Below are 22,414 nucleotides of genomic sequence, written 5' to 3' on the forward strand. Positions count from 1 at the left end.
GCAAAGACCGCACCTTTCTCGGCATGCCCTCCTATGCCTGTCGAGGCTAGACGACGCTTTCCGCTTTAGAATAAAAAAACGCCCCTGTCATTTATGATGACAGAGACGCATTGGTTGCGTGGTTCCACTCCGCTTGGAAGAAATTTCTCTTCCCGCTTAATGTCTTTAACGCAGACGATACGTATGGCCTACTAAACAGTTCAGCTCATCGCTCAAAGGTGCATTTCCATGTTAAATTAACTCAGGTCATTCCCAGCCTAGATGACCCTCTCTTTGGAGCATTCAACATGTACTTTCCTTCTCAACGCTTTTTTATGAATATTCATATTACGTTCATTTTACACAAATCCTAAGAAAAGTCAATATTGATTATTTTGCAAATCTTCCGACACGTTGCAAAATCTTTTCTTTCCCGATTAGCGCAATTGCATCTGGCAATTCCGGACCAGATGTTTGACCTGTTGTCACGACACGAACTGGCATAAATAAATTCTTCCCTTTATGTCCTGTTTCCTTTTGTACAGCTTTGATGGCCGCTTTAATGGATGGCGCATCAAACACCTCAAGAGCTTCCAATTGCCCCTTCAATGAAGTCATTACTTCCGGTACTTGTTCACCAGCCAAAATCTCCGATGCTGCTTCATCATATTCAACGGTGTCTTGGAAGAACTGGGCGGACAGCTCGACAATTTCAGCTCCAAAGCTTAATTGACCTTGATATAAAGCGATTAGATCGTGCACCCATGTTTTTTCTTCATCCGTCATTTTGTCTGGTACGAGTTCTGCTGCCTGCAAGTGCGGCAACGTCAGATCAATCACTTCTTCAAGTGATAATTTCTTAATATACTGGTTGTTCATCCATGTTAATTTATGTGTGTCGAACATAGACGGCGACTTAGACAAACGAGATTCATCGAATAATTTTATCAACTCGTCATGAGAGAAAATTTCTTCTTCCCCGCCCGGTGACCAGCCAAGCAATGCAAAGAAGTTGAACATCGCTTCAGGTAAATAGCCCAAGTCTTTGTATTGTGAAATGAATTGAATAATCGATTCATCACGCTTCGAAAGTTTCTTTCTGTCTTCATTGACGATTAACGTCATATGTCCAAACTGGGGATGTTCCCAGCCGAACACGTCGAATACCATTAATTGTTTCGGTGTATTCGTCAAATGCTCTTCTCCACGGAAGACATGAGATATCTTCATCAGATGGTCATCCACTGCTACAGCAAAGTTGTAAGTTGGAATACCATTTGTCTTGACCATTACCCAGTCACCGATATCTTTCGATTCAAATGTAACTGTACCGCGGACTAAGTCTTGTACCGTGTACGTAATATTATCAGGCACTTGCATACGAAGGCTGTAAGAGAGACCCGCTGCCTCTTTTTCAGCTACTTGCTCTGCTGTTAAATTGCGGCATGCCCCATCATACATCGGCGCTGCGATGCCTGTTGCTTTTTGCGCTTCGCGTTTTGCTTCCAGCTCTTCGGGCGTACAGAAACATTTGTAGGCATGGCCCTTTTCAAGCATTTCATCTGCATAGTTCTTGTACAGATCTAAACGTTCCATCTGGCGGTACGGTCCATATTCGCCGCCCACATCGATTGATTCGTCATGATGGATACCGAGCCATGTCAGGTTCTCCAACTGCGATAACTCGCCACTCTCGATATTTCGTTCTGTATCTGTATCTTCAATTCGGATGATGAATTTCCCATCGTAATGGCGGGCAAATAAATAGTTGAATAAAGCGGTCCGCGCGCCACCAATATGTAGTTGGCCTGTCGGACTTGGTGCGTAACGCACACGTACTTCTTGTGTCATAATTGTCCCTCTCCGTTCTGATTGTTGAAAAGAAGTTAATTGCTTATCTATTTTAGCATTGTGTTGTTTTTTTTGAAAGTCACTCGTTTTTCATCAATAAGATCGTAGCCATCGCAGCGATGCCTTCTTCACGCCCTGGGAAACCAAGGCGTTCCGTAGTTGTTGCTTTGACATTCACTTGAGATAGATCCGCTTCCAATAATTCTGCTACTCGTTGACGGATATCACCGATATGCGGCGCCATCTTCGGTCGTTGCGCAATGATCGTGCAATCGATATTCCCTAAGCGATAGCCTTCTTCTTTGACCATTCCCCAAACTTTCTCCAGTAATACAGCAGAATCCGCATCCTTGAAAGCTTCATCTGTATCCGGAAAGTGTGTACCGATATCTACTTTTCCAATCGCTCCGAGTGCTGCGTCTGTCACTGTATGCAATAAGACGTCTGCATCCGAGTGTCCAATCAATCCCTTTGTGTGTGGGATTGTGATGCCTCCAATAATAAGGGGGCGATCTTCTGCAAATGCATGTACATCAAAACCTTGTCCAATTCGAAACATGAGGTGATTCCTCCTACTTTCTTCTTTCCAGTAAGACCTCGCCAATTGCCAGATCTTCCTGGGTCGTCATTTTCACATTATCATATGAACCTTCTACAATTTGCACGCTGTATCCTATGCGCTCTACAAGCATCGATTCGTCAGTCCCGAGAAAACCTTCTCGAACTGCTGCATCAGAAGCTCTTTTCAGCAATTCATATCGAAATGCTTGCGGCGTCTGAACTAACCATAAATTCTCACGGTCTAGCGTTTGCTGCACGACATTATTCGCCGCAAGCTTGATTGTATCCTTTGCTCTCACTGCTGCAATTGCTGCACCTTTTTCATTCGCTGTGCTGACCAGTTTGCGGATGACAGACGAATCAAGGAAAGGTCTTGCGGCATCATGTACAAGCACAATGCCGTTACCTTCATATGTCTCTATGCAGGCGGCCACGCTATTTTGCCGTTCTCCGCCGCCTTTCACAAAGGTAATAATCTTTCCTTTGTCACTTCTTGCAAGCATTTCTTTAATGACAGTTTGTTCTTCAGGCTTTACAGCTATAATAATTTCCTCACAGTGAGGATCCTCTAAAAAAACACTCACCGTATGATACAAAATCGGCAATCCGCCGATCTCTAAGAAAAGTTTGTTCTGACCGGCACCCATACGCTTTCCACTGCCTGCAGCCGGGATCATTACTGTATAATTCACATTAAGTCCTCTGCTTTCTGTAGCCGATTCACCGGCCTTTCGGTTTTGCAAAAATCATTCGTCCCGCAGATGTTTGAAGAACACTTGTTACGACGACATCAATTGCCTGCCCGATATGCGTTCTGCCATCCTCAATGACAATCATCGTGCCATCATCCAAGTACGCTACACCTTGGTTATGTTCTTTACCATCTTTGATGACGACTACATGCATTTCTTCTCCCGGAATAACGACCGGTTTAACTGCGTTTGCCAAATCATTGATGTTCAAGACTGCCACTCCGTGCAAATCAGAGACTTTATTCAAATTAAAGTCATTCGTCACGACAAGACCTTCCATCTTCTTTGCCAGCTTCACAAGTTTTAAATCCACTTCCGCTACATCGTTAAAATCCTCATCCGTGATGAGCACGGTCGGTCCGTCGTCATTTTGCAGACGCTTTAGAATATCCAAACCGCGTCTCCCTTTAGTTCGCTTTAATGTATCGGATGAGTCGGCTATGTGTTGCAGTTCAGTTAACACAAACTGAGGAACGACGAGAATTCCTTGCAAAAATCCAGTAGCCGCAATATCCGCGATACGTCCGTCAATGATGACACTTGTATCAAGTAGCTTATAAACATTCTTCTGAGGCGCCACAGCTTCAGTCGGCTCCTTCTTTTTTATCGTTGTATTGCGCAAATTAGAGAAAGCGTTGATAAACTCTTCCCATTTCTTAAAACCTACCTGGAAACCTAAATACCCTAGAAGTATGGATAGCAAGACGGGCAGTACAGATGAAATAACAGGAATCTCAATCGCATTCAATCCGAAACTGACCAAAAACGCTACGCTTAACCCTACGATTAAACCTATAGTACCGAATAGCAAATGCATGATCGGCGCCTTCAAAAGTCGTTCTTCAATCCATTTAATAAAGTCCACAATCGGTTCTGTTAAAAATAAGCTAAATAAATATAGAATGATTGCTCCTAAAACAGCTTCGACGTATGCGTTTTCTATCGCGGGGCGTGACGTAAAAGCGAACATGGCAAATAAGTACGGTAAAAATAAAACACCGAGAGTTCCTCCGATTAACAGGAAAGAAACCTGGACTACTCTTTTCAACATTCTCTTTCACCTCCTTTTCCTTCCTATTAGTATACAACGAATCACAGTAAGTCGCTTGGGTTAAGCGAGGGGTTTATTGCCCCCTCACTTCTATTAGGACAATCTAAATGCGGCAAAGGTTTCTTAACGCTTCAACCAGTCTACTTACTTAAAAGCAATTCCAAGCGCCTCCGAGATTGTTTCAACCCCGACTACTTGGATGCCTGACGGTACATCCCATCCCCCCATATTGGATGACGGCATGATAATCCGCTCAAACCCCAGCTTGGCAGCCTCTGTGACACGCTGCTCTATTCTTGATACCCTTCTTACCTCACCCGTTAACCCTACTTCACCAATAAAACAATCTCCCACCCCTACCGCGGTATCCCGATAACTCGACACGATACTTAACAGCACTGCTAAATCGATCGCCGGTTCATCCAACTTTACTCCCCCAGCCACCTTAATATACGCATCTTGAGTTTGTAATAACATGCCTGCACGTTTTTCAAGAACCGCCATCAGCAAAGAAACGCGATTTTGATCAAGGCCCGTCGCCATCCGCTTCGGATAGTTGAAACTAGAAGGTGTAATCAACGCCTGTATTTCTACTAATATCGGACGTGTTCCTTCCATCGAAGCAACAATGGTCGAACCCGCGCCTCCTTGAGATCGTTCACGCAGGAATAATTCGGAAGGATTCAATACTTCCTTCAACCCAGACTGCAGCATTTCAAAAATAGCGATTTCATTGGTCGAACCAAAACGGTTCTTCACACTCCGTAGAATACGGTAGGTATGATGGCGCTCTCCTTCAAAATAAAGGACGGCATCCACCATGTGTTCGAGCAACCTCGGTCCTGCAATCTGCCCTTCCTTTGTAACATGACCGACGATGAAAATCGCGATATTTTGCGTCTTGGCAATCCGCATTAATTCCGCAGTACACTCTCGAACTTGCGACACACTCCCAGGGGCAGAAGTAACTTCGGGATGATGTACTGTCTGAATGGAGTCCACAACAAGAAATTTCGGTTTCACTTCATCGACTGTTTCATGGATCATACCTAGATCTGTTTCTGCGTAAATATACAGCTCATCTGATTTGACACCCAATCTTTCTGCCCGCAACTTTGTCTGTCGTATCGACTCCTCGCCGGATATGTACAGGACGCGTTGTTGCTGGTTGGCAAGCAACGAAGATACTTGCAACAACAATGTCGACTTTCCTATCCCCGGATCCCCGCCAATCAATACAAGTGAGCCGGGCACAATCCCCCCACCGAGCACGCGATTCAGTTCATTCAATTCTGTTTTCACACGCGGCTCTTCCACCATTTCAACCGCACTAATCGGTAAGGCCTTTTGCTTCACTTTTTCACCGTGTTGAAAAGCTGCACGGGGACCTTTTTGCACAATTTCCACTTCTTCATCCATCGTGTTCCATTCACCACAGCCTGGACAGCGTCCCATCCATTTCGGAGACTCGTATCCACAGGAACGACACATGAATTTAGATTTACGCTTAGCCATATTCTCTCTCCCTATACGAAAAGGACAGCTCGCTGCGCTTTTTAAATTTCTAAGCGAGCGAGCTATCCGGATTTTTATTTAGTTAGTTACTTACGGATTCAGTTTGTTTTTCTGTCCGTACCACGAATTTATCGTCGTTCACATCAATCACTACTTTTTCACCCATAAGAACTTTACCTTCTAGTAATTCTTCAGATAAACGATCCTCTACGTGCTTCTGTAGCGCCCGGCGCAATGGTCGAGCTCCATACTCCGGATCATACCCTTCGTCGGTGATCTTATCCTGTGCAGCTTCTGTCAACACAAGCTCAATATCTTGTTCTGCTAATCGCTTCGCAAGATCTTCAGACATTAGGCTGACAATTTGTCGCAAATGTTCTTTCTCCAGTGAATGGAATACAATCATGTCATCCACACGGTTTAAAAACTCCGGTCTGAACGTTTTCTTTAACTCGCTCAGCATTTTTTCTTTCATATCTTCATAATCAGATTCGCCGTCTTGGATATTGAATCCGACATATCGGTTTTTCTTCAACTCAGTAGCCCCAACGTTTGACGTCATAATCATGACCGTATTACGGAAATCTACCGTCCGACCTTTAGAATCTGTTAAGCGTCCGTCTTCCAACACTTGAAGTAAAATATTGAAAACATCCGGGTGTGCTTTTTCAATTTCATCCAGTAAGACAACGGAGTATGGTTTACGGCGAACTTTTTCTGTCAGTTGGCCGCCTTCCTCGTAGCCTACATAACCTGGAGGTGAACCTACAAGACGAGACGTTGCATGTTTCTCCATATACTCGGACATATCGATACGAATCATAGCATCCTCATCACCGAACATCACTTCTGCCAGCGCACGAGCCAACTCTGTTTTACCAACACCTGTTGGACCTAGGAAGATAAATGAACCGATAGGACGTTTCGGATCTTTCAATCCGGCACGCGCACGGCGGATTGCTCGTGAAATCGCTAAGACTGCTTCATTTTGACCAATCACGCGCTCATGTAGGATTTCTTCCATTTTGAGTAATTTAGCTGATTCGGTTTCCGCAATCTTATCCACTGGGACTCCCGTCCACATCGCTACAACTGCAGCGATATCATCGACAGTTACTTCAGACTCTGTTTTTCCTTGTTTTTCTTTCCATGCTGCTTTTGTTGTTTCTAATTCTTCCTTCATCTTCTGCTCTGTATCACGGTAAGAAGCCGCTTTTTCAAACTCTTGGCTCTGAACAGCTGCATTCTTTTCAGAACGGATCGCTTCTAGCTTCACTTCTAATTCCTTCAAGTTTGGAGGAGTCGTATACGAACGAAGACGAACTTTAGATCCTGCCTCATCCATCAAATCAATCGCTTTGTCCGGTAAGAAACGATCGGAAATATAGCGATCAGACATTTTCGCAGCTGCTTCTACTGCTTCATCCGTTATCTTCACTCGGTGATGCGCTTCATAGCGATCACGAAGTCCTCTAATGATTTGGATAGTCTCTTCCACCGTTGGTTCATCTACTTGGATCGGCTGGAATCGACGTTCAAGTGCTGCATCTTTTTCAATGTATTTACGATATTCATCTAATGTAGTAGCGCCGATACATTGTAATTCTCCTCGAGCGAGAGAAGGTTTTAAGATATTAGATGCATCGATCGCACCTTCCGCTCCGCCCGCGCCAATCAATGTATGCAATTCATCGATGAACAGAATGATGTTTCCTGCCTGACGAATCTCTTCCATCACTTTTTTCATGCGGTCTTCAAATTCACCGCGATATTTCGTGCCCGCAACAACTGTACCCATATCGAGCGTCATAACACGTTTGTCACGTAAGATTTCAGGTACTTCATTGTTGACTACTTGCTGTGCCAACCCTTCTGCGATTGCAGTTTTACCAACACCAGGCTCTCCAATCAAGACTGGATTGTTTTTGGTACGACGAGCCAGCACTTCAATTACACGCGTAATCTCTTTGCTTCGTCCAATAACTGGATCCAAAGTGCCTTCACGTGCAATCTCTGTTAAATCTCTAGCTAAACTATCCAATGTCGGTGTAGCGGCAGAAGCGTTGTTTGAAGTACTGCCAACTGAACTTTCATCATTGCCGAGTAACTGAAGAACTTGCTGGCGAGCTTTGTTTAAGCTGACGCCCGCATTGTTCAGGACGCGAGCCGCTACGCCTTCTCCTTCTCGGATTAATGCTAATAAAATATGTTCTGTACCAATATAGGAATGACCCAGCTTACGGGATTCATCAACCGAAAGCTCGATGACGCGTTTTGCACGCGGTGTATAATGAACGATCGGTCCTACATCTTTCGAGCCCACGCCTACAAGAGCCTCTACTTCCCGTTCAATCGTATCCGCATTGACACTAATGGCGTCCAGCGCTTTCGCTGCAATTCCACCGCCTTCTCGGATCAATCCAAGTAAAATATGCTCTGTACCAATTGATTCGTGTTTTAAGCGTATTGCCTCTTCTTGAGCCAGTTGCAAAACTTTTTGCGCACGTTGTGTAAATCGATTAAACATCATATCCATTCCCCTCTTTTCTTCATAAATAGAACCTATTCTATGTTATGCCAGTTGAATCCTCATTGCTTTAATCCTTCACTCTATACCTATTCATATCATTTCATAAAAAGCCGTAATTTAAACCTCAATACTGACTTTGACTATCTTTGATTAACTATAAATCCAAATTGACGATCTTGCAAAAAGTATGCTCAGGACTTTTCAGAATTGTTTCCTGGAGCTTGCGTACATTCAATTCCTAAGCGATCACGGAATAATTTTGCACGAAATACGTCGCGTTGGTCTGATGTTAATTCTGTACCCGCATATTGCTGAAGGAAACCTGGCTGCATGAAAATCATTAATTCATTTAAAATTGCCATGTCTAAATTTTCTATGATACCTAAATCAATACCCAAACGGACATCGGACAAACATCTGGCTGCTTCTGCGGAAGGTAGTATACGGGCATGAGTAATCGTACCAAGCGAACGGTAAAGCCGATTTTCCAAATGGACCTGTGATTTCGCTAATAATATTTCACGGGACTTTTTCTCGTGTGCAATCAAACGCTTTGATATATTGTCCAGATCCTTCAATATTTCTTCTTCAGACTTGCCAAGTGTTGTTTGATTGGATATCTGATAAATATTTCCAAGGGCTTCACTGCCTTCTCCGTAGCTACCGCGCACCACCATCCCAAGACGTGATATTGCAGGAATAATCCGTTCAATTTGCTTGGTGATGGTGAGAGCCGGTAAATGCATCATGACAGATGCCCGCATACCGGTTCCTGTGTTGGATGGACAACTAGTCAAATAGCCAAACGTCTCATCAAAAGCATAATCCAAGTTTCGTTCTATCTCGCTGTCTACTTGATTCGCCTGCTCATAGGCAGTATCGATTTGAAAGCCAGGATAAATACATTGGATACGTATATGGTCTTCTTCATTCACCATAATACTGATTGTTTCATCTTCTGAAAGCAGGACCGAACCGTATTTATCTGGGTCGATTAACTGTGGGCTTACCAAATGTTTCTCAACTAATATTTGTCTCTCAAGAGGTGATAGGTCTGACATCGACGTGCCCGCAAAATGATGCTCTTCCATAGTAGCCACCGCTTGGTCAACTGATTCATTGACACGTTTAGCGTCTTCTTCAGAAGCACAAATAGGGAATAGGTAACTTTGCAGGTTGCGTGCTAATCTGATTCTTGTAGATAGGACGATATCCGAATGTTCTCCCTTTGCCACCATCCAGCCTGTCAGCTCTTGTTTGATGAATTTTTCAAATGACATGTTGATCGTCACCTCCATCGGCCAATTGCTGTTTTACTGTATTGGCTTCATCTCGTAATATGGCAGCTTCTTCAAAACGCTCAGCTTCTACCGCTTCCTTCATTTTTGTGCGGATGTCCTCTAATTGTTTTTTCAAAGCAAACCGTTCATTGAAGGAGACTGGTACCTTACCACCATGATTTGTATTGCCGTTATGCAATTTAGCAAACACTCGTGGCAGCTGCTCGCGGAAAGTATCGTAGCACGTCGCACATCCAAATTTCCCAATGTCTAAAAACCTATGAAAAGTCAGTCCGCAACTCGGGCATTTGGGGCCATCAGGAAAAGTCTCATTCGACTTTTGACCTTGTAATAATTCTGAACCTCCAAGCCAATGTGCCAGAAATTGTTGAATGGACAACGGCTCTTGATCAGGGCTGAATGAAAATGTCTGGGAGTAAAACGCACATTTATCACATAAATGCCGCTCTGTCGTGCCATTCATTGTCTCTTGTTTAAAAACCACAGTGGCCGGACGTTCTTTGCAGTTTTCACAAAGCATTTATCATCACCTCATTCTACTTCTTCATAAATCAATGTGACTAACATGGCGCGGAGTATTCGCGAACGCAATGCATCTCGTTCAGGAAGCATATAGCGCAGTGTGGCTCGACCCACCGCAGCTAACATAAGTTTGGCTTCACGCTCTGTAATCACTTCTTCTTCAATCAAACGAATAATTACATCTTCAGCCATCGTAGAGGATGCTCCCGCTTCCAAACTTCCCAGCGCTTGCTCGAGCAAGTCCTTCCGTGAATTCGTCTGCACCCGATAAATCCGAATGTATCCACCGCCTCCGCGTTTTGACTCTACTGCGTAGCCTCTCTCGACTGTGAAGCGAGTTTTGATTACGTAGTTGATCTGCGAAGGAACACATTGGAATTTCTCGGCGACTTCATTCCGTTTGATTTCAACAGAGGCACTGTCTTCCTTTTCGATAATGGACTTCAAATACCCTTCAATAATGTCAGAAATGTTCCGCATCTCGTCACCTCGTTTCTGCTCGTTCTCTTAGTTGACTTTGACTATCTTTGACTTGATTGTATCGCAGAAAATGCGTGAGATGCAATTGATTTGTTTTAATATGTATGTTTGATTTTTTTGCATGTCTTGCGTTAGGCTGTCTCTCTACATGGAGGATTATTCAAGATCTTTTCATGTTTTTCATTGAACGAAAAAAACCACGCAAGCTGTCTGCGCGGTTAGATCTCTCTTATATAGTCATAGGTTCTTTCTTCAGTGGTTCCAAGTCCACTTCAAAGCCCATATCTTCTAACATTTGTTGGTCTTTGTCGTTTTCCTGACCCGATGTTGTCAAATAGTCACCGATGAAGATAGAGTTTGCAGCATATAAGCCAAGTGGTTGAAGGCTGCGAAGGTTCACTTCGCGTCCACCCGAAATTCGTATTTCTTTTGTTGGATTGATGAAACGAAATAGGCTAAGTACCTTCAAGCAATAGCGCGGATCCAGTTCAGAGGTCCCTTCTAGCGGCGTCCCATCCACGGCGTGCAGGAAGTTGACTGGAATGGAGTCTGCATCGAGTATCCGCAGGCTGTGTGCCATGGAAATGACATCCTCTTTTGTTTCACGCATTCCGACTATTACGCCAGAGCAAGGAGATATTCCCGCTTCCTTTACATGTCCTACTGTGTTTACACGATCATCGTATGTGTGCGATGTAGTGATGCTTTCATGGTGTTCGGCAGAGGTGTTCAAGTTGTGATTGTATCGGTCTACACCTGCTTCTTTCAAGCGTGCGGCTTGTTCTGGCTTCAGAATGCCTAAACATGCACAAACGGTCATTCCTTTATGTTTCTCTTTAATTTGCTTGACGGAATCAATAACGATTTCAAGCTCACTAGCCCGAGGTCCTCGTCCACTTGCCACGATACAATAAGTGCCCGCTTTATTTGCAGCAGCTCGCTCTGCACCTTGTAATATTTCTTCTGATTTCATCATTGCATACTTTTCAACCGGTGCTTTTGACACAATCGACTGGGCACAGTAGCCACAGTTTTCCGGGCACAACCCCGACTTCGTATTGATGATCATATTAAGTTTTACTTTGTTTCCATAGTAATGGGATCGGATCGAGTACGTCGCATGAAGCAGCAACAGCAAATCTTCATCCGGACTATTTAATATTGAAAGCGCTTCCTCATTTGTTAATACGTGACCTTTCAAAACTTGGTCAGCCAGCCTTTGATAGTTCGTCAAAATGTATGCCTCACTTTCAAATGTTTTGAAATTCTAAATGCGAATATTCCCGCCAGTACGGCTAGCACAATATCCTTCGGTAATGGAGGAATCATCCAAAGCCATGCAATTTTGTACGTAAACACCTCTGGCGCCGCAGCCCAAACTTTATAGGCGACATACATCCAGTTCGTACCCAATAAATAGTTGATTGCTGTCGCAACAAGTGATGCAATAATATAAGATGGCAGTGTATTCTTACGCTCCACGATTTTACCTGCTACATAAGCAATCAAGATGAAAGTAACGATAAAACCAAATGTCGGGCTTAAGATTTGGCCAAATCCACCTTGAAACTTAGCAAATACAGGAGCCCCTGCAAGGCCGACCATCATATAGACAGTCATCGACAATGCACCAAGACGGCTACCCAATAACAATCCTGACAAAACAGCGAAAAATGTCTGCAATGTAATAGGTACTCCCCCGACTACTAAAAATGGTATGAAAGAAGTGATATTAGCCCCGATCATCATTAAAGCAGCAAACATTCCACTATATACAATTGACAATGTACTGAATTTACTTTGCGGACGTCCTTCCGAAGCTGTCGTCATCATGACACCTCTTTCTATTTTGAGTTACTATAAAAATAGTAATGGTTGACTCATTAATTGTCAACTAGTTTTTAATTTAAGTTAACTAATAACTTATGGAACATCTTATATGTAAGGAATGACACCCTTTTCTTATCCAATAAGGCAAGAAAGAAACAGACAAGACCCACATCTACCCCTGCTGGCAATTTCTTAGAATGAACAAAATGCTTTCTCTGCAAAAAAAGAACTACCCGGGAAGTCAGATGAACATGACTTCTCGGGCAGCTCCTATTTCTTTTTATCGACTTTGTCTTCTTTTTCTTTCCTGAAAAGAAAAAAAGCAAGTACACCACTTAATGCAGCGGCGCCAAAGGTAATCCAAACACGCGAATCCCACGGTACTTCTTCATAATTATTCTCCAACATAATCCAGGCAAGCGTGCCGACAAGTGCCGCTATCGGAATGGAGTATTTAAAAAACTGCATGATTCCTCACCTTTTCAAGTTACTCCTTTAATTTTACCATGTTTCAGTAAATTTCTCTATGCGCACTCCGGTCTTCAAGAACTTCATCAAACATTCACTTGACGATTACCTACAAAGCCGCTATGATATGGTTAGAATTATCGAAATAATTTAATAAGAATCATATCTTATCAAGAGAAGCAGAGGGACTGGCCCAAAGACGCTTCAGCAACCAGCCGATGGGCAAGGTGCTACTTCCAGCAGTATGCCGAAATGGCACACTGAAAGATGAGAGGGAACTGGTCATTGCGATTACAAAGCCTTCTATTTACTTGAAGGCTTTTTTTGATTAGAGAAAACAAAGGGGGATTTGATGATGTCATTACTGGAGAAACTTCAAACAAATGTCCTGACAGCAGATGGGGCAATGGGAACTATTTTGTATTCATATGGGATCGATTATTGCTATGAGGAATTAAATATAGAGAAACCTGAAATTATAGAGAAAATCCACCACGACTATATCGAGGCGGGAGCTGATATTATTCAGACCAATACATACAGTGCCAATGCAGTGAAATTGGCTCGTTATGGATTGGAAAACCGTGTTACGGAATTCAATAAAGCAGCAATCCAAATTGCAAAGCGGGCTGCTGCACCAGGTGGTCAATTTGTGCTTGGTACCATCGGCGGTTTGCGTGGAATTCGCAAAAGTGATGCATCGCTCGATGAAGTAAAGCAAGTAGTCCTTGAACAGGCCAACGCATTATTGACTGGAGATCCAGACGGACTGTTACTCGAAACGTATTATGATTTCGAAGAATTATCATCCGTCGTTTCAACACTTCGTCAAATCACAGATGTTCCGCTAATTGCGCAAGTCTCCATGCACGATCCTGGAGTTTTGCAAAACGGACTTTCATTGAATGACGCGTTGCATCAACTGGAATCACTAGGTGCAAGTATAGTCGGTGTAAACTGCCGCTTAGGGCCTTACCATACAATCCAAGCTTTTGAAAATGTGAAACTGCCGGAAAATGCATTTTTATCCGCTTATCCGAATGCATCTTTACTGGATGTGGAAGATGGCCGCATTGTCTATGAATCTGAAGCTGAGTACTTCGGGCGAGCTGCAGTATTGCTGCGTGATCAAGGTGTACGGTTAATTGGCGGGTGTTGCGGAACTACTCCTAAACATATTAAAGCAGCGAAAACTCGATTAGCGGGATTGTCTCCTATCACCAAGAAAGTAGTAGAACCAACAAAGCCAATCGTTATTCAGGAAGCCGGCCCGGTAAAACATCAACCGCTCCACGAGAAAGCCAAAACAGAACGTACGGTCATTGTGGAATTGGACACACCACGGCATTTAGAGACAGAAGATTATATTAAAGGTGCCAATTTACTTTACGATGCAGGTGTTGATGCCGTAACGATGGCGGATAACTCATTGGCATCCCCTCGGATCAGCAATATGGCAATGGGTTCCATCATTAAAATGCAGCACAATATCCGCCCTCTTGTCCACTTAACGTGTCGAGATCACAACTTGATCGGGTTACAATCTCATCTAATGGGGCTTGACGCGTTAGGCATCCACGATATTCTGGCTGTAACAGGTGATCCGACGAAAGTTGGTGATTTCCCTGGCGCAACAAGCGTCTACGATGTATCGAGTATGGAACTGCTGCAGTTAATCAAACAGTTGAATGAAGGGATTTCATTCTCCGGTAAACCATTACGTAAAAAAGCGAACTTCTCAGTTTCAGCTGCGTTCAATCCGAATGTCCGTGTATTGGACCGGGCTGTTCAGCGATTGGAGAAAAAGATTGAAGCAGGTGCAGATTATTTCATAACGCAACCTGTCTATACAAAAGAAAAGATTATTGACGTCTATGAGGCTACAAAACATCTAGATACACCTATCTTCATAGGTATTATGCCTTTGACAAATATTCGCAACGCAGAGTTTCTGCATCATGAAGTGCCTGGCATTAAACTATCTGACGAAGTGCTTGAACGGATGCGCGCCTGTGGCGACGACCGAGCAAAAGCCACTGAAACAGGAATTCAGATCGCAAAGGAGCTGATCGATACAGCAGCGCAATACTTTAACGGACTGTATTTGATCACACCATTCCTCCGTTACGACATGACACTTGAGCTACATGACTACATTAAACAAATAGATAAGCAGAAGGAGAGCGAATTATCACATGCAGAGACATCCTATTGAAGAACAACTAGACAAACGAATCCTTATCATTGATGGCGCGATGGGGACGATGCTGCAGGCGGAGGACCTCTCAACAGAAGATTTTGGAGGCGAAGATTACGACGGCTGTAATGAATATTTAAACGTTTTACGACCTGATATCTTGGAGAAGATTCATGATGAGTACCTAGAGGCAGGAGCCGACATCATTTGTACCAACACATTTGGCGGCACTCCCCTTGTTCTAAATGAATTTGCACTAGGACATCGTGCACATGAAATCAATACTAAAGCTGTCGAAATTGCAAAGGCAAGTGCAGCAAAGTATTCCACTGCGGAGTGGCCGCGTTTTGTCGCAGGGGCGATCGGACCGACGACTAAGACTCTTTCTGTCACAGGCGGCATTACATTCGATGAACTTTCTAATGATTTTTACGTGCAGGCGAAAGCATTGGTTGAAGCTGGCAGCGATTTAATCCTCATGGAAACTAGTCAGGATATGCTGAACGTCAAAGCCGGCACGATTGGTATTAAAAAGGCCTTTGAAGAGCTAGGACGCGAAGTACCAATCATGATTTCCGGTACAATCGAACCGATGGGTACAACACTTGCAGGTCAAAGTATCGAAGCATTTTACATTTCCATTGGACACGTCAATCCCCTATCTGTCGGCCTAAACTGTGCGACTGGACCAGAATTCATGACGGATCACTTACGTTCGTTATCTGACCTGGCAACTAGCTATGTGACATGCTATCCGAATGCCGGATTGCCAGATGAAGAAGGTCATTATCATGAGTCTCCAGAATCCCTATCGAAGAAGCTGGAAGGATTTGCAGAAAAAGGCTGGTTGAACATGGTCGGCGGCTGTTGTGGTACGACACCTGAGCACATTCGAGCAATTCGAGAAGCTGTAAAAGACAAAGCACCTCGTCAAATGCCTGAAAAAGAACCTGGTCATGCCGTTTCAGGTATTGAACCTTTGCTATATGATGACACATTGCGTCCTTTATTAATTGGGGAGCGTACAAACGTTATCGGCTCACGGAAGTTTAAGAAGCTAATTATAGAAGAGAAGTTTGAAGAAGCGTCTGAAATTGCACGTGCACAAGTAAAACGCGGTGCGCACGTACTCGATATTTGTCTGGCGAATCCAGATCGTGATGAACTGATCGATATGACGCGTTTTATGAAAGAAGTCGTAAAAAAGGTTAAAGTCCCTCTAGTAATTGACTCAACGGACGAAAATGTCATCGCGGAAGCATTAAAGTATTCCCAAGGAAAAGCGATTATCAACTCGATCAACTTGGAGGACGGCGAAGAACGATTTGACGCAGTTTTGCCTCTCGTGAAAAAATATGGCGCGGCAGTGGTGGTTGGTACCATTGATGAAATCGGAATGGCTGTTACGAGAGAACGCAAACTGGAAATCGCCTTGCGTTCCTATGATCTGCTCGTAAATAAATGGGGAATTGCACCCGAAGATATTATTTTCGATCCGCTTGTATTCCCTGTCGGTACAGGAGATGAGCAGTATATCGGTTCAGCTGTTGAGACAATTGAAGGCATTCGTTTGATTAAGGAAAAGTTACCGCGTACGCTGACCACGCTAGGTGTCAGTAACGTTTCATTCGGCTTGCCCCCTGTTGGTCGTGAAGTGCTGAATGCAGTGTATTTATATCACTGCACGCAAGCTGGCTTGGATTACGCCATCGTCAATACAGAAAAATTAGAACGCTATGCTTCCATCCCAGAAGCAGAAATCAAACTAGCTAATGATTTGCTATTTACGACAACAGATGAGACATTAGCTGATTTTGCAGATTTTTATCGAGATAAGAAAAAAGAAAAAACTGAAGACGATATCCCGAAAACTGTTCCCGAACGTCTTGCCTACTATGTAGTGGAAGGAACGAAGGAAGGCTTAATTCCTGACTTAGAGGCTGCCCTCCAAACATACGATGCACCACTGGATATTATCAATGGTCCATTGATGAAAGGGATGGCAGAAGTCGGGCGCCTGTTCAATGACAATCAACTTATCGTAGCGGAAGTATTACAAAGTGCTGAGGTCATGAAAGCTTCCGTTTCCTATCTCGAACAATTTATGGAGAAGAAAGAAGACGACAGCGGGAAGGGTAAAATTATCTTAGCTACCGTCAAAGGCGATGTACATGATATCGGGAAAAACCTTGTAGATATTATTCTAAGCAATAACGGCTTTAAAGTTATTGATATTGGGATCAAGGTTACCCCAGCGGCATTGATCGAGGTCATTCGTAAAGAAAAGCCAGACATTGTCGGCTTATCCGGATTGCTCGTAAAATCCGCTCAACAAATGGTGTTGACGGCACAGGACTTTAAGGCAGCAGGAATCGATTTGCCTGTTATGGTCGGTGGAGCTGCTCTGACAAGACGTTTCACAGAAACGAAGATTGCGCCTGAATACGATGGCCCTGTTATTTTTGCCAAGGACGCAATGCAAGGATTAGATTTGGCTAACCGTCTTCAAAGCGAAGACAAAGGAGCACTACTGGAAGAATTACAGGAAAGCCTTGAGAAGCGGGAAGCAAATGATGCGATTAAAGCAAGCCGCGGAAATACTGCAGTTGCAGTGGCGGCGCGACCAGTGAAAACAGTACGTACCGACGTACCTGTATTCGTACCGACTGATTTACGCAGACGCGTTGTAAAAGACTATTCAGTTGCTCACTTACACCCATACGTGAACATGCGCACACTGATCGGCCATCATCTTGGCTTACGCGGAAATGTCGATAAAATGCTGGAAAAGAAAGAAGAACGGGCTGTTCAGCTTCATGAAATGGTCACCAGCTTCCTGCAATCCGATAAATTAACCGCTTCAGGTATTTATCAGTTCTTCCCTGCTCAAGCAGACGGAGACGACGTAATCATTTACGATCCAGAAGATGCGAAAACAGAAATTGAACGGTTCACATTCCCTCGCCAAGAAAAAGAACCATTCCTTTGTCTGGCAGACTACTTGAAAACAGTTGACAGTGGGGAAATGGACTATGTGGCCTTCATGCAAGTTACTGCGGGTAAAGGGGTTCGAGACTATGCAAACCAGCTGAAAGAGCAAGGGAAGTTCCTAGAAAGCCATGCTTTTCAGGCAACCGCACTAGAATTGGCAGAGGGCTTTGCTGAACGTATTCACCAAGAAATCCGTGATCAATGGGGATTCCCGGACCCTACGGACTTCACAATGCGCGAACGGTTCGCTGCAAAATACCAAGGTCAGCGATTCTCATTTGGCTACCCTGCTTGTCCAAATTTAGAAGATCAAGCCAAACTCTTCGGACTGATCAAACCTGAAGACCATGGCGTCATCTTAACAGAAGAATTCATGATGGAACCCGAAGCCTCCGTATCCGCTATCGTCTTCGCCCACCCAGACGCAAGATACTTTAACGTGGAATAAACAAAAGTGGAAGGCGCCATGTAGCCTCGACAGGCGTTGGAGGGCTTACCAAAAAGGCGTTCTTTGCCTTTTCGGTAAGACCGAAACGTCCCGAGGAGGCTGGCGCCTGCAACTGGATGTATTCAAAAGTGGAGACGGCTGGTCAGTCCCGACAGGCACTGGAAGGCTTAAATTAAAGGCGCTCTTTGCCTTTACTTTAAGACTGAAGTGTCCCGAGGGGGTAGCCGTCGGAGCTGGATGTAACCAAAAGCGAAGACGGCTGGTCAGAGGCGACAGGCATAAGACGAAGATGCGGAGTGGCGCTTTTTGCCACGCAGCAGCTTTGACTTATGACCCAAGTCTCTAGCCGTCGGAGCTGGATGTAACCAAATGTGAAAGGCGCCGTTTAGCCTCGACAGGCGTTGGAGGGCTTACCAAAACGTTCCAAGAGGCTGGCGCCTGCAACTGGATGTAATCAAAAGCCGAGACCGCTGGTCACCTACAACAAGCGACGGAAACAGAATAATTATAGCAAAATAAAACCGCTGTCTCCGATTAATTGGAGACAGCGGTTTTCATTTCCTTGATGAACGATTAACGGCAGCAACCTCTGCGCCGGCCACATCCTCCGCCGCCCCACATTCCATGTCCATGTCCATGTCCATGTCCATGAGAAGGTCCTCTGCCTGGCATTATCATAGAGCCCATAACATCCTGAGTTGTCTCTGTATAATAATGTTGCGGTACCCCTACTACGTTATGGCGATTAACGTTCACAATCGGGTGAATATAAGGAATTTCTTGCGGAGAAAAGCAATCATTATAACGGTACTGTGTTGGACAAACGATTGGCTGCATCTGAAAACCTGGTTGTTGCCCCTGCATTCCTGGGAATTGTCCTGACATACCAGGATATTGTCCTTGATTCATCATCATTTTCTCACCTCCTATACCCTATTACATGCCAGCCTACAGAATTATTACGGGCTAGCGCCGTGGGGATGTGGAAATTTATTGATATCAATTAAAAAAGAGCAATCCTTCCGCCTATATTTGGCGGTCTGAATCGCTCCAATACTGCATTAACCACATTGACGAGGATTCACTGATCGATCATATCCTTTTGTTTTTTCAATTGACTCCAATTGCTTCATAATTAGTTTGCATTCATTTACTGGACATTGGGATGGAGCACCTTCGTCTACCATATTCAAAGAGCCTAAAAAGTCAAGATCACGACGCAAATCCAGCTCAGCCGGATTAACAAATTGACGACCCATACTTTTTCATCCTTTCTGTTGGATAGTTCACAAGACAAAACCAGCCAATTCACTACTGATCACACGCCATACTTTGATAAATAAAAATACTCCATATATTATATGTGCGTGAAGATTCTTAGGAATGGGTATAGTAGGATATAACCTATTTATTGAAGGAGAGAGTTTGTATGAATCGAAATCGAATTGTATTATTTGATGGCGAATGTAACTTTTGTGATGCGAGCGTACAGTTCATTATTAAACGTGATCCGTATCGATATTTTTCCTTCGCTTCCTTGCAGGACGACGTAGGGAAAGAACTTCGAAAACAATACCAGATTCCAGACAACGTCGACAGTTTAGTTTTAATCGAAAATGGGAAAGCGTATACAAAATCAAGTGCCGCTTTACGTATCGCAAAAAAGCTAGACGGACTCTGGCATTTAGCTTTCCTATTCATAGTCGTGCCGTCAGCAATCCGCAACCGCGCATATGACTATATTGCAACGAATCGTTATAAATGGTTCGGTAAAAAAGAATTGTCTTGTATGCTGCCGACTCCTGAAGAGCGCCAGCGTTTTATCGCGTAAAAAAGGCCTTCCGTTACCGGAAGGCCTTTATCATGAAGTCAATTGCTTATATTCCTCATCCGTAAATGCGCGTGATCGAGAAAGGAATCGTTTCCCTTCCACTCCTTCAAGCGAAAACATACCTCCGCGACCTTCCACTACATCAATGATTACTTGTGTATGCTTCCAATATTCATACTGGCTTTTCATCATATAGAAAGGCACATCGCCGATACGTCCTAACAATACATCTTGATCACCGATGAGCAGATCTCCTTCTTCGTAGCACATTGGGGAAGATCCATCACAGCAACCGCCTGACTGATGAAACATTAAAGGTCCATGCTTCTTTTTCAGCAATTCAATGAGAGCTAATGCTTCTTCTGTTGCAATTACACGGTCTGGCATGGGAATTCCTCCATTTCACGTCGGATCCTATAGACAGATGCGTTTTATTTCAATCAAAAGAATCCTTGCTTACTTTCATCGTAGCTCACTAGCATATTTTTCGTCTGCTGGTAATGAGCCAACATCTGCAGATGGTTCTCACGGCCGATACCGGATGCTTTATAGCCCCCAAATGCAGAGTGTGCAGGATATGCGTGGTAGCAATTTGTCCACACACGGCCAGCTTGAATGCCGCGCCCAAAACGATATGCTGTATTCATATCACGCGTCCAGACACCTGCCCCTAAGCCGTATAGCGTATCATTGGCAATTTCAAGTGCTTCTTCTTTATCTTTAAACGTCGTAACCGCCACGACTGGACCAAAGATCTCTTCTTGGAAAATACGCATCTTATTATCACCCTTGAACACAGTAGGTTTCACGTAGTAACCATCTTTCAAGTCGCCTTCCAGTTCGTTTTTCTCTCCGCCTGCAAGACATTCTGCGCCTTCTTGTTTTCCGATATCCATGTAAGACAGGATTTTTTCCATTTGCTCCGTAGATGCTTGTGCTCCCATCATTACTGAAGGATCAAGCGGATTTCCTGTCTTGATCGCTTTAACACGCTCTATTGCGCGCTCCATAAATTTATCGTAGATTGATTCTTGAATCAACGCACGAGATGGACATGTACATACTTCTCCTTGGTTCAGGGCAAACATGACAAAACCTTCGATTGCTTTGTCAAAGAATTCATCATCTGCATCCATGATATCCTCAAAGAAAATGTTCGGTGATTTTCCGCCAAGTTCTAATGTCACCGGAATCAAATTTTGTGATGCATATTGCATAATTAGGCGACCTGTTGTCGTCTCACCAGTGAATGCAACCTTGTTGATCCGAGGATTAGACGCCAATGGCTTCCCTGCTTCTACGCCAAACCCGTTCACTACGTTGAGGACTCCTGCCGGCAGCAAGTCTTCGATCAGCTCAACAAGAACTAAGATAGAAGCCGGTGTTTGCTCGGCAGGCTTCAAGACGACACAGTTCCCTGCCGCCAAGGCCGGAGCCAGTTTCCACACTCCCATAAGGATCGGGAAATTCCAAGGAATAATTTGACCCACTACGCCTAACGGCTCATGGAAGTGGTATGATACCGTATTGTCGTCAATTTGGCTGATTCCACCTTCTTGTGCACGAATAGCAGAGGCAAAATAACGGAAATGATCCACTGCCAATGGTAGATCGGCATTCAATGTCTCACGAACTGCTTTTCCGTTTTCCCACGACTCCGCAATCGCTAGCATCTCGAGATTTTCCTCAATACGATCTGCAATCTTCAACAAAATATTGGCACGTTCAGTGACTGAGGTTTTTCCCCACGCCTCTTTTGCTGCATGAGCTGCATCAAGCGCCAGTTCGATATCTTCTGCTGTGGATCTTGCTACTTGAGTAAAAACTTTACCCGTCACAGGTGTTGGGTTATCGAAATACTGGCCATTCACCGGCGCCGTCCATTTACCGCCGATAAAATTATCGTAACGTTCTTTAAAATGAACCTTTGCACCTTCTGAATTCGGATTTGCATATACCTTGTTTTCTGAAGCTTGTACCATACTGCGTCACACTCCCTATTCTCTTTATTTTGCTTGTATTCTAGTGCAATCGTTTTTGCACACAAAGCCACTATACGAATATCAAGAACACGTTATGCATAATGATTGCGCTTACATATGCTATT

General features: G+C 44.0%; 19 protein-coding genes, 1 riboswitch and 1 other annotated feature. Of the genes, 3 read left to right on the top strand and 16 right to left on the bottom strand.

The window, feature by feature from the left end:
• Nucleotides 1-98: 98 nt before the first annotated feature.
• Nucleotides 99-314, bottom strand: a binding site (T-box leader).
• A 55-nt stretch (nt 315-369) separates the two neighbouring features.
• The 12 genes from gltX to H7J92_RS17285 form a co-directional block, all read right to left on the bottom strand.
• Nucleotides 370-1,830 (bottom strand): glutamate--tRNA ligase, encoded by a 1,461-nt coding sequence (gene gltX / locus H7J92_RS17230; protein ID WP_221838245.1) that lies wholly within the window; start codon nt 1,828-1,830, stop codon nt 370-372.
• 79 nt (nt 1,831-1,909) lie between these two features.
• Nucleotides 1,910-2,389, bottom strand: coding sequence for a 2-C-methyl-D-erythritol 2,4-cyclodiphosphate synthase (gene ispF / locus H7J92_RS17235; RefSeq protein ID WP_009499080.1), 480 nt, complete (start codon nt 2,387-2,389; stop codon nt 1,910-1,912).
• 13 nt (nt 2,390-2,402) lie between these two features.
• On the bottom strand, nt 2,403-3,083 hold the full coding sequence (ispD, locus tag H7J92_RS17240) for a 2-C-methyl-D-erythritol 4-phosphate cytidylyltransferase (RefSeq protein WP_221838267.1): 681 nt from the start codon (nt 3,081-3,083) through the stop codon (nt 2,403-2,405).
• A 28-nt stretch (nt 3,084-3,111) separates the two neighbouring features.
• On the bottom strand, nt 3,112-4,194 hold the full coding sequence (locus H7J92_RS17245) for a PIN/TRAM domain-containing protein (RefSeq protein ID WP_221838247.1): 1,083 nt from the start codon (nt 4,192-4,194) through the stop codon (nt 3,112-3,114).
• A 144-nt stretch (nt 4,195-4,338) separates the two neighbouring features.
• The gene (radA, locus tag H7J92_RS17250; protein WP_009499083.1) at nt 4,339-5,709 is read right to left on the bottom strand and encodes a DNA repair protein RadA; all 1,371 of its coding nucleotides are present in this window, start codon (nt 5,707-5,709) and stop codon (nt 4,339-4,341) included.
• An 82-nt stretch (nt 5,710-5,791) separates the two neighbouring features.
• Nucleotides 5,792-8,239 carry an ATP-dependent Clp protease ATP-binding subunit gene (locus tag H7J92_RS17255; protein ID WP_040759940.1) on the bottom strand — a complete coding sequence of 816 codons (2,448 nt, stop codon included), beginning with the start codon at nt 8,237-8,239 and terminating at the stop codon, nt 5,792-5,794.
• A gap of 191 nt (nt 8,240-8,430) precedes the next feature.
• Nucleotides 8,431-9,519 carry a protein-arginine kinase McsB gene (gene mcsB / locus H7J92_RS17260; RefSeq protein WP_221838249.1) on the bottom strand — a complete coding sequence of 363 codons (1,089 nt, stop codon included), beginning with the start codon at nt 9,517-9,519 and terminating at the stop codon, nt 8,431-8,433.
• Complete coding sequence (locus H7J92_RS17265; RefSeq protein ID WP_221838251.1) at nt 9,509-10,060, bottom strand: UvrB/UvrC motif-containing protein; 552 nt, start codon at nt 10,058-10,060, stop codon at nt 9,509-9,511. Before H7J92_RS17265 ends, mcsB begins: the two co-directional genes overlap by 11 nt.
• 11 nt (nt 10,061-10,071) lie before the next feature.
• On the bottom strand, nt 10,072-10,542 hold the full coding sequence (locus tag H7J92_RS17270; protein ID WP_009499087.1) for a CtsR family transcriptional regulator: 471 nt from the start codon (nt 10,540-10,542) through the stop codon (nt 10,072-10,074).
• A 229-nt stretch (nt 10,543-10,771) separates the two neighbouring features.
• A complete protein-coding gene (gene bioB / locus H7J92_RS17275; protein ID WP_009499088.1) occupies nt 10,772-11,776 on the bottom strand; it encodes a biotin synthase BioB in 1,005 nt (334 codons plus the stop codon).
• Nucleotides 11,773-12,375 (bottom strand): biotin transporter BioY, encoded by a 603-nt coding sequence (locus H7J92_RS17280; RefSeq protein WP_009499089.1) that lies wholly within the window; start codon nt 12,373-12,375, stop codon nt 11,773-11,775. Before H7J92_RS17280 ends, bioB begins: the two co-directional genes overlap by 4 nt.
• Nucleotides 12,376-12,642: 267 nt before the next feature.
• Complete coding sequence (locus H7J92_RS17285) at nt 12,643-12,840, bottom strand: hypothetical protein (protein ID WP_009499090.1); 198 nt, start codon at nt 12,838-12,840, stop codon at nt 12,643-12,645.
• Nucleotides 12,841-13,004: 164 nt separating this feature from the next.
• Nucleotides 13,005-13,114, top strand: a riboswitch (SAM riboswitch).
• Between the two features lie 81 nt (nt 13,115-13,195).
• Between H7J92_RS17285 and H7J92_RS17290 the strand changes: the two genes are divergently transcribed.
• Nucleotides 13,196-15,055, top strand: coding sequence for a bifunctional homocysteine S-methyltransferase/methylenetetrahydrofolate reductase (locus H7J92_RS17290; protein WP_078818634.1), 1,860 nt, complete (start codon nt 13,196-13,198; stop codon nt 15,053-15,055).
• Nucleotides 15,036-18,476, top strand: coding sequence for a methionine synthase (metH, locus tag H7J92_RS17295; protein WP_078818635.1), 3,441 nt, complete (start codon nt 15,036-15,038; stop codon nt 18,474-18,476). Before H7J92_RS17290 ends, metH begins: the two co-directional genes overlap by 20 nt.
• Nucleotides 18,477-19,049: 573 nt before the next feature.
• On the opposite strand, the gene H7J92_RS17300 is transcribed toward metH, so the two are convergent.
• Entirely contained in the window at nt 19,050-19,391 is a 342-nt protein-coding gene (locus H7J92_RS17300) for a hypothetical protein (protein WP_221838253.1), read from the bottom strand.
• Between the two features lie 146 nt (nt 19,392-19,537).
• The gene (locus tag H7J92_RS17305; protein ID WP_009499095.1) at nt 19,538-19,735 is read right to left on the bottom strand and encodes a hypothetical protein; all 198 of its coding nucleotides are present in this window, start codon (nt 19,733-19,735) and stop codon (nt 19,538-19,540) included.
• Between the two features lie 170 nt (nt 19,736-19,905).
• Here H7J92_RS17305 and H7J92_RS17310 point away from each other — a divergent pair, with 170 nt between their 5' ends.
• Nucleotides 19,906-20,307 carry a thiol-disulfide oxidoreductase DCC family protein gene (locus tag H7J92_RS17310; RefSeq protein ID WP_009499096.1) on the top strand — a complete coding sequence of 134 codons (402 nt, stop codon included), beginning with the start codon at nt 19,906-19,908 and terminating at the stop codon, nt 20,305-20,307.
• Between the two features lie 30 nt (nt 20,308-20,337).
• Here H7J92_RS17310 and H7J92_RS17315 read toward each other — a convergent pair whose 3' ends face one another.
• On the bottom strand, nt 20,338-20,694 hold the full coding sequence (locus H7J92_RS17315) for a DUF779 domain-containing protein (protein WP_009499097.1): 357 nt from the start codon (nt 20,692-20,694) through the stop codon (nt 20,338-20,340).
• 53 nt (nt 20,695-20,747) lie between these two features.
• Nucleotides 20,748-22,289: an aldehyde dehydrogenase gene (adh, locus tag H7J92_RS17320; RefSeq protein WP_009499098.1), complete on the bottom strand. Its 1,542-nt coding sequence runs from the start codon at nt 22,287-22,289 to the stop codon at nt 20,748-20,750.
• Nucleotides 22,290-22,414 lie beyond the last annotated feature (125 nt).

The organism is Sporosarcina aquimarina (genome assembly GCF_019748715.1).
Lineage (GTDB): Bacteria > Bacillota > Bacilli > Bacillales_A > Planococcaceae > Sporosarcina > Sporosarcina newyorkensis.

Coding starts and splice junctions, on each gene's coding strand:
- H7J92_RS17270 (WP_009499087.1), bottom strand. CDS start 10,542: ATGCGGAACATTTCTGACATTATTGAAGGGTATTTGAAGTCCATTATC.
- H7J92_RS17290 (WP_078818634.1), top strand. CDS start 13,196: ATGTCATTACTGGAGAAACTTCAAACAAATGTCCTGACAGCAGATGGG.
- radA (WP_009499083.1), bottom strand. CDS start 5,709: ATGGCTAAGCGTAAATCTAAATTCATGTGTCGTTCCTGTGGATACGAG.
- H7J92_RS17265 (WP_221838251.1), bottom strand. CDS start 10,060: ATGCTTTGTGAAAACTGCAAAGAACGTCCGGCCACTGTGGTTTTTAAA.
- H7J92_RS17285 (WP_009499090.1), bottom strand. CDS start 12,840: ATGCAGTTTTTTAAATACTCCATTCCGATAGCGGCACTTGTCGGCACG.
- mcsB (WP_221838249.1), bottom strand. CDS start 9,519: ATGTCATTTGAAAAATTCATCAAACAAGAGCTGACAGGCTGGATGGTG.
- H7J92_RS17310 (WP_009499096.1), top strand. CDS start 19,906: ATGAATCGAAATCGAATTGTATTATTTGATGGCGAATGTAACTTTTGT.
- H7J92_RS17315 (WP_009499097.1), bottom strand. CDS start 20,694: ATGCCAGACCGTGTAATTGCAACAGAAGAAGCATTAGCTCTCATTGAA.
- H7J92_RS17280 (WP_009499089.1), bottom strand. CDS start 12,375: ATGATGACGACAGCTTCGGAAGGACGTCCGCAAAGTAAATTCAGTACA.
- H7J92_RS17305 (WP_009499095.1), bottom strand. CDS start 19,735: ATGGGTCGTCAATTTGTTAATCCGGCTGAGCTGGATTTGCGTCGTGAT.
- H7J92_RS17300 (WP_221838253.1), bottom strand. CDS start 19,391: ATGATGATGAATCAAGGACAATATCCTGGTATGTCAGGACAATTCCCA.
- gltX (WP_221838245.1), bottom strand. CDS start 1,830: ATGACACAAGAAGTACGTGTGCGTTACGCACCAAGTCCGACAGGCCAA.
- metH (WP_078818635.1), top strand. CDS start 15,036: ATGCAGAGACATCCTATTGAAGAACAACTAGACAAACGAATCCTTATC.
- ispF (WP_009499080.1), bottom strand. CDS start 2,389: ATGTTTCGAATTGGACAAGGTTTTGATGTACATGCATTTGCAGAAGAT.
- adh (WP_009499098.1), bottom strand. CDS start 22,289: ATGGTACAAGCTTCAGAAAACAAGGTATATGCAAATCCGAATTCAGAA.
- H7J92_RS17245 (WP_221838247.1), bottom strand. CDS start 4,194: ATGTTGAAAAGAGTAGTCCAGGTTTCTTTCCTGTTAATCGGAGGAACT.
- H7J92_RS17255 (WP_040759940.1), bottom strand. CDS start 8,239: ATGATGTTTAATCGATTTACACAACGTGCGCAAAAAGTTTTGCAACTG.